At 73.2% G+C, this 9,217-nt stretch carries 10 protein-coding genes; 3 read left to right on the forward strand and 7 right to left on the reverse strand.

Annotated elements, in window-relative coordinates; genetic code table 11:
- Nucleotides 1–35 precede the first annotated feature (35 nt).
- Nucleotides 36–452, reverse strand: coding sequence for a YciI family protein (locus tag OG392_RS19235; protein ID WP_329281023.1), 417 nt, complete (start codon nucleotides 450–452; stop codon nucleotides 36–38).
- Nucleotides 453–617: 165 nt separating this feature from the next.
- Here OG392_RS19235 and OG392_RS19240 point away from each other — a divergent pair, with 165 nt between their 5' ends.
- Nucleotides 618–1,247: a MarC family protein gene (locus OG392_RS19240; protein ID WP_329281025.1), complete on the forward strand. Its 630-nt coding sequence runs from the start codon at nucleotides 618–620 to the stop codon at nucleotides 1,245–1,247.
- 24 nt (nucleotides 1,248–1,271) lie between these two features.
- Here the strand turns inward: OG392_RS19240 and OG392_RS19245 are convergent, their stop codons facing one another.
- Nucleotides 1,272–2,513 carry a winged helix DNA-binding domain-containing protein gene (locus tag OG392_RS19245; RefSeq protein ID WP_329281028.1) on the reverse strand — a complete coding sequence of 414 codons (1,242 nt, stop codon included), beginning with the start codon at nucleotides 2,511–2,513 and terminating at the stop codon, nucleotides 1,272–1,274.
- 16 nt (nucleotides 2,514–2,529) lie between these two features.
- The gene (locus OG392_RS19250; protein ID WP_329281030.1) at nucleotides 2,530–3,330 is read right to left on the reverse strand and encodes an alpha/beta fold hydrolase; all 801 of its coding nucleotides are present in this window, start codon (nucleotides 3,328–3,330) and stop codon (nucleotides 2,530–2,532) included.
- A gap of 214 nt (nucleotides 3,331–3,544) precedes the next feature.
- Here OG392_RS19250 and OG392_RS19255 point away from each other — a divergent pair, with 214 nt between their 5' ends.
- A complete protein-coding gene (locus OG392_RS19255) occupies nucleotides 3,545–4,396 on the forward strand; it encodes a helix-turn-helix transcriptional regulator (protein ID WP_329281031.1) in 852 nt (283 codons plus the stop codon).
- A gap of 154 nt (nucleotides 4,397–4,550) precedes the next feature.
- Here OG392_RS19255 and OG392_RS19260 read toward each other — a convergent pair whose 3' ends face one another.
- The 3 genes from OG392_RS19260 to OG392_RS19270 are packed head-to-tail and all read right to left on the reverse strand — an operon-like array spanning nucleotide 4,551 to nucleotide 7,567.
- The gene (locus OG392_RS19260; RefSeq protein WP_329281032.1) at nucleotides 4,551–5,609 is read right to left on the reverse strand and encodes an aldo/keto reductase; all 1,059 of its coding nucleotides are present in this window, start codon (nucleotides 5,607–5,609) and stop codon (nucleotides 4,551–4,553) included.
- 9 nt (nucleotides 5,610–5,618) lie between these two features.
- Nucleotides 5,619–6,542 carry an alpha/beta fold hydrolase gene (locus OG392_RS19265; RefSeq protein ID WP_329281033.1) on the reverse strand — a complete coding sequence of 308 codons (924 nt, stop codon included), beginning with the start codon at nucleotides 6,540–6,542 and terminating at the stop codon, nucleotides 5,619–5,621.
- Between the two features lie 14 nt (nucleotides 6,543–6,556).
- Nucleotides 6,557–7,567 (reverse strand): ArsR/SmtB family transcription factor, encoded by a 1,011-nt coding sequence (locus OG392_RS19270; RefSeq protein ID WP_329281034.1) that lies wholly within the window; start codon nucleotides 7,565–7,567, stop codon nucleotides 6,557–6,559.
- Between the two features lie 163 nt (nucleotides 7,568–7,730).
- Here OG392_RS19270 and OG392_RS19275 point away from each other — a divergent pair, with 163 nt between their 5' ends.
- Nucleotides 7,731–8,960 carry an MFS transporter gene (locus tag OG392_RS19275; protein WP_329281036.1) on the forward strand — a complete coding sequence of 410 codons (1,230 nt, stop codon included), beginning with the start codon at nucleotides 7,731–7,733 and terminating at the stop codon, nucleotides 8,958–8,960.
- A 9-nt stretch (nucleotides 8,961–8,969) separates the two neighbouring features.
- Here OG392_RS19275 and OG392_RS19280 read toward each other — a convergent pair whose 3' ends face one another.
- Nucleotides 8,970–9,179 carry a DUF4287 domain-containing protein gene (locus OG392_RS19280; RefSeq protein WP_030318217.1) on the reverse strand — a complete coding sequence of 70 codons (210 nt, stop codon included), beginning with the start codon at nucleotides 9,177–9,179 and terminating at the stop codon, nucleotides 8,970–8,972.
- Nucleotides 9,180–9,217: the final 38 nt, after the last annotated feature.

Here is a 9,217-nt window from a genome sequence, read left to right on the forward strand (position 1 = left end):
GGACAGCGCCGGGTGCGAGGAAGCGGAATCGGGGGTCAGTCCTGGCTCGGGCCCCGTTCGTCGACCGGGCGGATGACCACCGCGTACTCCGGGGCGCCGGAGGGCTGCGGGCAGCGGGCCACCTGGGCGGCGATCTCCGTCACGCGTTCCAGGGAGGCGCAGTCGAGGAGCCAGTAGCCCGCGATGACCTCCTTGGTCTCCGCGTAGGGGCCGTCGGTGACGACCGGCTTCCCGTCGCCGTCCACCGTCACGAAACGGGCCGTGGACGGGGCCGCCAGGCCCTGGGCGTCGAGCATCTCGCCCTTCGCCGACAGCTCCTCGTTGATCGCGTTCATGTGCTCGAACATCGCCTTGAGGTCCGGCTTGGTCCAGGCGGGGCTGTCGTCGGTGGGGCGGCCCACCATGGCCTCGTAGTCGGCCTCACTGCCCTGCACCATCACCAGGTACTTCATGACGTCCTCCTCGTCCTCACGTCCTGTGCGGCCGGTTCCCCGCTTTCGGGGGGTGCCGCGTACTGCCTCTCGCAGGACAGTCGGAGCGGAGGGCCGGTTCTCGACACCGCGCGGGCCGCGGCCGGAAAAACCGGAGAAATCACCCGCCCGCACGATGATCTGCGTGTGAACGCCTTCAGCTACTCCGCCGCCTTCATCACCTTCTTCTCCGTCGTCGGCCCCCCGAAGGTCCTCCTCTCCTTCGCCGGCCTCGCCCAGGTCCACCCGGTGAGCCAGTTGAGGACCGTCGCCCTCATCTCCTCGGGCGCGGCCGTCCTCGTCGGCCTGGTCATCGGCATCACCGCCCCCTGGGTGCTGAACGTCTTCCACATCAGCACCCCCGCGCTCCAGCTCGCCGGCGGCGTCATCTTCTTCATCTACGCCGTCGGGCTCGTCCTCGGCCTCCACTTCGGCACCGGCACCACCCAGCAGGACGCCCCCGACCTGACGAGCGCCGTGCGCGAGCTGCTCATCCCGTACGTGGTCAGCCCGCTCGCCATGACGGCCGTGCTCATCGAGGCGGCCGCCCGCGACTCCTTCACCTGGCGCTCGACCGTCGTCGGCGCGTACGTGTCCGTCATCGCGCTCGACCTGATCTGCGTCCTGCTGCTCGCCCCCGCCCTGCGCCGCACCCACCACGCCACGATCGAGCTCCTCGGCCGTCTGCTCGGCCTGCTGCTCGCCGCCGTCGGCGTGGACCTGGTCCTGGACGGTCTCGCGGACCTGGGCGTCCCGGGCCTCTACACGCGCCACTGATCCCGGAAGCGGGGCGAACCGCGCTCAGGCGCCCAACTCCCGCTCCAGCGGCGTACGGAACCGAGGCGTCACCCGTACGTCCCCGATCCACCCCGCGAGCCGCTCCGCCTCCGCGCCGATCACCCGCCCGGCCGCTGAGCCCGCGTCCGTCAGCATCCGGTGGACGATCTCGCCGTCCGGGCGCTGCGCCCAGCCGCCGACGATCCGGCCGTCCCACCACACCGTCGGCCCGATGTTCCCGCTGCGGTCGAACAGCGCCGCCCGGTGCTCCGGGTCCAGGTACCAGTCACGGGCCTGCCAGCCCATCGCCGTCGGATCGAGCGCGGGCAGCAGCGCCGCCCACGGCTCCGGCTCCTCCGCCCGCTCCGACACGGGGTCGAGGTCGTCGGGAAGGACGAAGCCGGTCCCCTCGTCGAGGGTCACCGGCAGCGCCCCGACCGCGGCGAGCGCCCCGCGCACATCCGTCACCTTCCACCCCGTCCACCACTTCAGATCCGCCTCGGTGGCGGGCCCGCTGGCCCGGAGCCACCGCCGGATCAGTGCGGCCCGCGCCGACGCGGGACCGGGATCCTGAAGGGCTGCCGGACCGGGATCCCGGGAGGCAAGGGGATCCGGCCGGGCGTCGGGACCGGCGGGGCGCGCCCACCGGAACCGGCTGGACGTCCACGTGCCCAGCGGCCGGCCCCGCACGATCCGCCCCTCCATGCCGAGCACCCGCAGCACCCGGCTCGCGACGGACTGGACACCCTCCTGCCGGGTGCCCTTCCCGTACACGTACGTCGATCTCAACACCGGTACGGCCTTGCCGAGTTCGGCCCCGGTCGCCTCGCCCCGTACGGCCAGCTCGGCGAGGACGAGCCGCTCGGTCTCCGCCAGCCAGGCGGCGTCGAAGTCGCTCCCGGCCGCCAAGTGCTGGATCAGCGTGCCGCGTTCACGGACGGCGGCCGGACCGGTCGTCGAGACCTGGACGGCCGGGGCGAGCGCGGCGGGGAGGACGAAGACCGTGTGCCGCATGCCGTGCATCCGGACCAGCGACCGTTCCTCGTACAGCGCCCGCTCGACGTCCGCCACGGGCCCGGCCTTCCCCGCCAGCCGCGCCCCCACGGCGAGGAACACACTCGCCGGGTCCGTCCCGTGCAGCGCGACGAGCGACTCCGCGACCTCCTCCGCCGACCCGGCCCGCGCACTCCCGGCCAGCCTGTGCCGGAGCCCGAGCCGCGCCCTGCGCTCGGCGGCGTCGATCGTCCTCTTCCGCTTCTCACCCATGCGGCCAAGCATGGCCTCACACCCCGACGGGGACGAGGAAATCCGTCACGGTCGCCACGAACTCGTCCTCCTTCTCGAAGAAGACGACATGCCCGGCGTCGATCTCGGCGTACGCGCTGCCGCCGATGGCCGCGTGCAGCTCCCGGCTGTTCTCCACCGGCACGGTGGCGTCCTGCGCGCACCCCACGACCAGCGTCGGCGCCGTGATCCGGGGCAGCAGCGCCCGGATGTCGACCTCCAGGTCGAGTGCCACGTGCCGCAGCGTGCCCGGGGTGGGCGGCATGTTGGGGATGAGCGCCTCGACGCCCTCGCGGCCCACGGAATTGAGGAACCCGCGGCTGAACCCGGTCATGGTCACGCTCCGCCCGAAGCCCGCCGGATCGAACTCCCCGAGCCGCTGCCAGAGCGTGAACAGGTTCCGCAGGTACTCGTCGCCCTCGGTGTGCGCCCACCCCGCGACCAGGACGAGCCGGTGGACCAGGTCCGGGCGGAGGGCCGCGACGGCCGCCGAGACCGGGGAGCCCATGGAGAACCCGAGCAGGTCCACGGGGCCGGTGCCCGCGTCCTCGATCACGGCGATCACCTGCGCGGCGAGCGACTCGACGGTCAGCGGACCACCGTCGTCCACGGTCCGGTCGGCGCCGGACAGGTCCAGGGTGACGACCGTACGGCCGGTGGCGAAACGGGGAGTGGTCTGCCCCCAGTTGACGACGGCGCCACCGGATCCGGTGCCGTGGACGAGGAGAAGGGCGGGCCCGTCGCCCGAACCTTCGACGTCGTAGCGGACGAGGGCGGTGCCGACGGTGACGGTGGCCATGAGGGCGCTCCAAGAGGTGAGGAAGGGGTGGGTCGGGAGGGGTGTCGTTGGCCGACACCCGGAACCCTGCCTCCCGCCGGAAGGGGACGGGAGAGCCCTTCCGACCCTGGGACCGGCAGTCCCTGGATCAGCTCGGGAAGACGTGCGACGGTGCTGCGCGGGCCCGTTGGAGGGCCCGGAGGAGCCCCCGACGAAGATCCGCGAGGATGACCGCATGACGACGATCGACCGCCGTGAACTCGCCGACTTCCTCCGCCGTACCCGCGACCGGGTCCGGCCGCAGGACGTGGGCCTCCCGGTGGGGCCCCGGCGCCGTACGCCCGGACTGCGCCGCGAGGAGGTCGCCCAGCTGGCCGGGATGTCCTCCGACTACTACATCCGCCTGGAGCAGGCCCGCGGCCCGCAGCCCTCGCCGCAGATGCTCGCCGCGCTCGCCCGCGCGCTGCGCCTCGACACCGACGGGCGCGACCACCTGTACCTCCTGGCGGGGCACCGCCCGCCGGCGGGCCCGACGGCCGGCGACCATGTCTCACCCGGCCTGCTCCACCTCCTGGACCAGCTGCGGACCACGCCCGCGCAGGTCCTGAGCGATCTGGGGGACGTACTCGCGCAGAACGAGATGGCCCGCGCGCTGCTCGGCGGGGTGTGCACGGTGTCGGAGCACGGCCGGAACGTGGCGTGGCGCTGGTTCGCCGATCCGGAGGCCCGGACGGCGTACCCGGCCGAGGAGCACGCGTACCACAGCCGCCTCCATGTCGCCGATCTGCGCGCGGCGTTCGGCCGCCGCTCGGGCGATCCCGCGGTGACCCGGCTGGTGGAGCGGCTGCGGGGGGCGAGCGAGGAGTTCACGGAGCTGTGGGAACGACACGAGGTGGCGGTCCGCCGGCACAACCGGATGAGGGTCACGCACCCGGTGATCGGCCCGGTGGACCTGGACTGCCAGGTGCTGCTCGCCCCGGAGGGCGAGCAGCGCCTCGTCCTGTTCACCCCGCCGCCGGGCACGGACGCGGGGGAGCGGCTGGCGCTGCTCGGGGTGGTGGGCACGGAGCAGTTCACGAGGGGGTGAGGGCCGGCGGAGCGGTTCGCGAGGGGGCGAGGGCGGCCGGAGCAGGCGCTGCCGCCCCACCCCGGCGAGGCCGGGTGGCCTTGTCGGCTCTGCCGCCTTCGGCGAGGCCGAGTGGCCCTGTCGGCCCAGTCGCCCCACCGGGATCAGCTCCCCCTTAGCCGGCCGCCCGCTCCTCCAGCGGTCGACGCCGCAGCGCGGACTGGGTGAGGAAGGGCGGCTGCCAGGCGCCGTCCGCGCGGTAGAGGTTCGTGCCCGGCGGCACGATCGCGTCGATCCGGTCCAGGACCTCGTCCGTGAGGACGACGGGCGCGCCCTTCAACAGCCCCTCCAGCTGGTCCATCGTCCTCGGCCCGATGATGACCGACGTCACGGCCGGGTGCGAGGCGGCGAAGGCGAGGGCGAGCTCGGGCAGGGAGCAGCCGATCTCGTCGGCGAGCGCGATGAACTCCTCGACGGCGTCGAGCTTGGCGGCGTTGCCCGGGAGCGCCGGGTCGAAGCGGTGCGGGGTGAGCGCGGCGCGCCCGCGGGTGAGGTCGATCGGCTGTCCCTTGCGGTACTTGCCGGTGAGGAAGCCGGAGGCGAGCGGAGCCCAGGTCAGGACACCCATCCCGTACCGCTGGGCGACGGGCAGGACGGAGGCCTCGACGCCCCGCGCCAGCAGCGAGTACGGCGGCTGCTCGGAGCGGAAGCGGCGCAGGCCGCGCCGTTCGGCGACGGCGTGGGCCTCGACGATCTCCTCGGCGGGGAAGGTGGAGCAGCCGAACGCCCGGATCTTGCCCTGGCCGACGAGATCGCCGAGGACGTCGAGGGTCTCCTCGATGTCCGTGCGGTGGTCGGGCCGGTGGACCTGGTAGAGGTCGATCCAGTCGGTGCCGAGCCGCTTGAGGCTGTTCTCGACGGCCCGGGTGATCCAACGGCGCGAGAGGCCACCCCGGTTGGGACCCTCGTCGCCGACGGGGAAGTACACCTTGGTGGCGAGGACGGTCGCGTCCCGCCGGCTGGAGTCGCGCAGTGCCTTGCCGACGATCTCCTCGGACTCGCCGGAGGAGTACATGTCGGCGGTGTCGACGAAGTTGATGCCCCGGTCGAGGGCGGCATGGATGACCCGTACGGAATCCGCGTGGTCAGGATTGCCGACGGCACCGAACATCATGGTGCCGAGGCAGTACGTACTTACTTCGAACCCGGTCCCGCCGAGTACCCGATAGCGCATGCGCGCACTCTAGGAATTCGAGTGCGCTCCAAGGCAAGAGCCGGGGGCCGCGAGGAAGTCGACGATCAGCCGGTGGAGGACCCCGGGCCGCTCCAGGTGCACGTCGTGGCCGATACCGGGCAGGCTGGTGCCGTGCAGCGCGGGCCGGCGGCGGGCCATCTCCGCGTACTCCTCGGCCCCGACGATCCCACCGTGTTCGCCCTGCCCGAGGACGACGAGGGTGGGGCAGGTGAGGGAGGACCACTCGTCCCAGAAGGCGCGGGTGGCGTTCTCGTCGAGGGACCGGACCATGACCTCGGGGTCGAAGCGCGGCCACAGCCCGTCGGCCCGCTCTTCGAGCCCGCTCGCCCAGCCCTCGCCCACGGCGTCCGTGCCACCGCCGAGGTACGCGACGGCCACCGCCCGCGAGGGGAACGGCACCGGCCAGGCCCGCAGCCAGCCGCCGATCTGTTCCTGGACGCCGGGGTTCGCCCCGCCGGGTCCGGCCTCGACGAGGACGAGGGCGCGCGTCAGGCCGGGGTGGGCGGCGGCGGTGAGGAGGGCGGTGCTCCCGCCCAGTGACTGTCCGATCAACACGGGCCGCTCCAGGCCGAGTTGTTCGATGACGGCGACGGTGTCGGCGACGTACGCGGCGCGCGAGACGTCCCCGTCGGCGGGGTTCCGCTCGCTGTCGCCGTGCCCGCGCTGGTCGAGGGCGACGACGCGATGGCCGGAGTCCCTGAGGAGCCGGGCCGTGTCGTCCCACTCACCGGCGTGCCCGGCGAGCCCGTGGAGGAGGAGTACGTCGCCCCCGGAGCCGCCCCGGTCACCCCGGCCGCCCCGATCACCTCGGTCGCCCCGGCCACCCCGGCCGCCCCAGTCGCGGCAGGAGAGCCGCACGCCGTCACGGACCACGAACCGCTGTGACCAGGAGGGACTGGAGGAAGATGTCATCCCTCCATGATCCCCTACGGGTTGAGGAGCTGATCGGCGACTGCGGTGCGGGCGTAGAGGACGGAGCGCCCGCTGCGGTGGGCGGTGACGAGTCCGGCGTTGCGCAGCGCGATCAGGTGCTGGGAGACACCGGCGGCCGACAGGCCGCAGTGGGCGGCGAGCCGAGTGGTCGACGCGGGGGTGTCGAGCGCGGTGAGGAGCAGGGTGCGGGAGCGCCCGAGGACGGCGGCGACGGCCTCGGTGGAGCCGGCGGTACGAGGCTCCCAGACGGCCCCGAAACCCCGCGCCGGGTAGGCGAGTTGAGGCGGGTCCGGAGGGACGGAACGAGTGAGGACGCGGGGCCAGGCGAACACGGACGGGACGAGCAGCAGCCCGGACCCGGCCTGGTCGCGACTGAGCGCGCAGTGCCGCCGTACGAGCCGCAGGGTGCCGTCGTCCCACCGCACGGTGTCGTGGAGCTCGCTGAGCACCCGAGCCGAACCGTGCTCGGCGACCTGCCGGGCCCGATGGAAGACATCGGCCTCCAGGACATGCTGGATGCGGGCCCAGTAGGGGGCGAGGGCGAGCTCCCAGTAGGCCTCGATCTCGTCGACGACCTTGGGGAGAACGGCGGCAGGATCGTCGTGCAGCAGCCGGAGCCGACGGAGGTGCTCACGGTGCCGGAGGCGGGGGCGGCCGTCGGGGTCCTCACCTCCCGCCAGGGCGCGGAGATCGTCCCGTACCCGGTCGGCGGGCGTGCGGAGAACGGCGTCGAGCTCGGCGGCGAGGGTGGGGAAGGGCCCGGCGGGGGTGGGATTGAGGAAGTCGGCGAGGTAGCCGTGGTCGGGGACGAGCGCGGCGAGCCACCCGCGATCCAGCCCGGCCCGCACGATCCGGGGCCTGACCTGGGCGACCCAGCGCCGATGGGGCCCGGAGTCGGGCCCGCCGACGAGGACGCGGTAGCCGGTGACGACCTCCCACATGGGGGAGACGGCGAAGCGGGTCTGGGCGAGGTCGGCGGCGGAGAAACTGAGCCCGGATTCCAAGGGATCCACGTCCTAGGGGTCCACGAACGAGAAGGAAAGAGCGCAACTGATCGGCGTCGGGACCGGTGCCGGGACCGGCGTCGGGGCCGGCGTCGGCGTTCCGATGGATTCGGCCAGAGCTTAATCAATGGAGGTGGAGTCGGGGGAGGGGCAACCTCGGCGCATGCCCACTCTCACTGCCTCGTCCCTTGTCCCGTCCTCGTTCAGGGGACTGCCGTCCGTCGTCTGGACGATCTTCGCGGGAACGATCGTCAACCGGCTCGGCTACCTCGTGACGCCGTTCCTGGTCTTCTTCCTGGCCGCGCGCGGAGTGACGGGCGCGGAGACCTCGTACGTCCTGGGAGCCCTCGGCGCGGGCAACCTCCTGGGCCCGGCCGTGGGCGGCATCCTGGCCGACCGGATCGGACGCCGCCCGACGATGCTGATCGGCCTGATCGGAGCGTCGGCGGCGCAGGGCGCGCTGTTCCTGGCGCCCGGTGTGTGGACGATGGCGGCGGCGGCGCTGCTGATCAGCGCGGCGGGCAGCACGGTCTCGCCGGCGGCGTACGCGCTGCTCGCGGACGCGGTGGACAGCGAACGACGGCGGCGCGCGTACGCCCTCTTCGGCTGGGGAGTGAACATCGGTACGGCGGTGGCGGGCGTCCTCGGCGGCTACCTGGCGGCACGGGGCTACTGGCTGCTGTTCGCGGTGGACGCGGGCTCGATGCTTGCGTACGCGCTGGTGGTGGCGCTCCGCCTCAAGGACCCGAAGGACGCGGAGAGCCCTCAGGAGAAGCCCGAGGAGACGAAGGACGGCATCGGCTACGGAGTGGTCCTGAGGGACCGCCTGGCCCTGCTCCTGCTGCCCCTCTTCGGAGTGCAGCTCTTCGTGTACTCGCTGACCGAGGTCGCGCTGCCGCTGGCGGTCCACGACAGCGGCCTGTCGCCGGCGGTGTACGGGGCGATGGCGGCGGTCAACGCGATCCTGGTGGTGGCGCTGCAGCCGTTCGTGACGGCGCGACTGGCGAGGTTCCCGCAGCTGGCGGTGCAGGGCGCGGGCGGGACGCTGATCGCGGGCGGGGTGGCGCTGACCGGAACGGCGGACGGGGTCGCGGGCTACACGGTGTCCGTGGTCGTCTGGTCCCTCGGCGAGGTGGTGGTGGCGGGCATCGCCGCGGGCGTGGTCGCCAACCTGGCGCCGGCCCACGCAAGGGGCCGCTACCAGGGCGCTTTCAGCTGGACGTGGGGGCTGGCACGCTTCGCGGCGCTCACGCTGGGGGTGGCGACGTACACGACGCTGGGCCCGTCGGTGCTGTGGTGGACGGCCCTGGTGGCGGGCACGACCGCGGCGCTGGCGACCGCGGCGCTGACGGCGAGGGTCAACGCGCGGACGGGCCACCGACTGGCGGCGTGAGGGCGGGGGTCACTTCCCCTCGGCAAGGGTGTGGGCCACGAGCGCGTTGGCGTGCCCGTGACCCAGCCCGTGCTCGGCCTTCAGCCAGGAGACCAGCTCCATGTGCTTGGTGAGCGGCGAGGAACGGATGAGGTCCTGCCACTCGGAGACGGGCCGGCCGTACTTCTTCTCGATGGAGGGGAAGTAGCTGGCGGGACCCTTGACGACGTTCTCGGCCACGGGAGTCTCCTGGGTGGTGGGAGTGGGGCGACTGCGGA

It is taken from the genome of Streptomyces sp. NBC_00691 (genome assembly GCF_036226665.1).
GTDB lineage: Bacteria > Actinomycetota > Actinomycetes > Streptomycetales > Streptomycetaceae > Streptomyces.

Bases quoted from the DNA above. Each gene is read 5' to 3' on its own strand.
- OG392_RS19235 (WP_329281023.1), bottom strand. From the start codon at position 452: ATGAAGTACCTGGTGATGGTGCAGGGCAGTGAGGCCGACTACGAGGCC.
- OG392_RS19260 (WP_329281032.1), bottom strand. From the start codon at position 5,609: ATGCGCTATCGGGTACTCGGCGGGACCGGGTTCGAAGTAAGTACGTAC.
- OG392_RS19265 (WP_329281033.1), bottom strand. From the start codon at position 6,542: ATGACATCTTCCTCCAGTCCCTCCTGGTCACAGCGGTTCGTGGTCCGT.
- OG392_RS19275 (WP_329281036.1), top strand. From the start codon at position 7,731: ATGCCCACTCTCACTGCCTCGTCCCTTGTCCCGTCCTCGTTCAGGGGA.
- OG392_RS19250 (WP_329281030.1), bottom strand. From the start codon at position 3,330: ATGGCCACCGTCACCGTCGGCACCGCCCTCGTCCGCTACGACGTCGAA.
- OG392_RS19245 (WP_329281028.1), bottom strand. From the start codon at position 2,513: ATGGGTGAGAAGCGGAAGAGGACGATCGACGCCGCCGAGCGCAGGGCG.
- OG392_RS19255 (WP_329281031.1), top strand. From the start codon at position 3,545: ATGACGACGATCGACCGCCGTGAACTCGCCGACTTCCTCCGCCGTACC.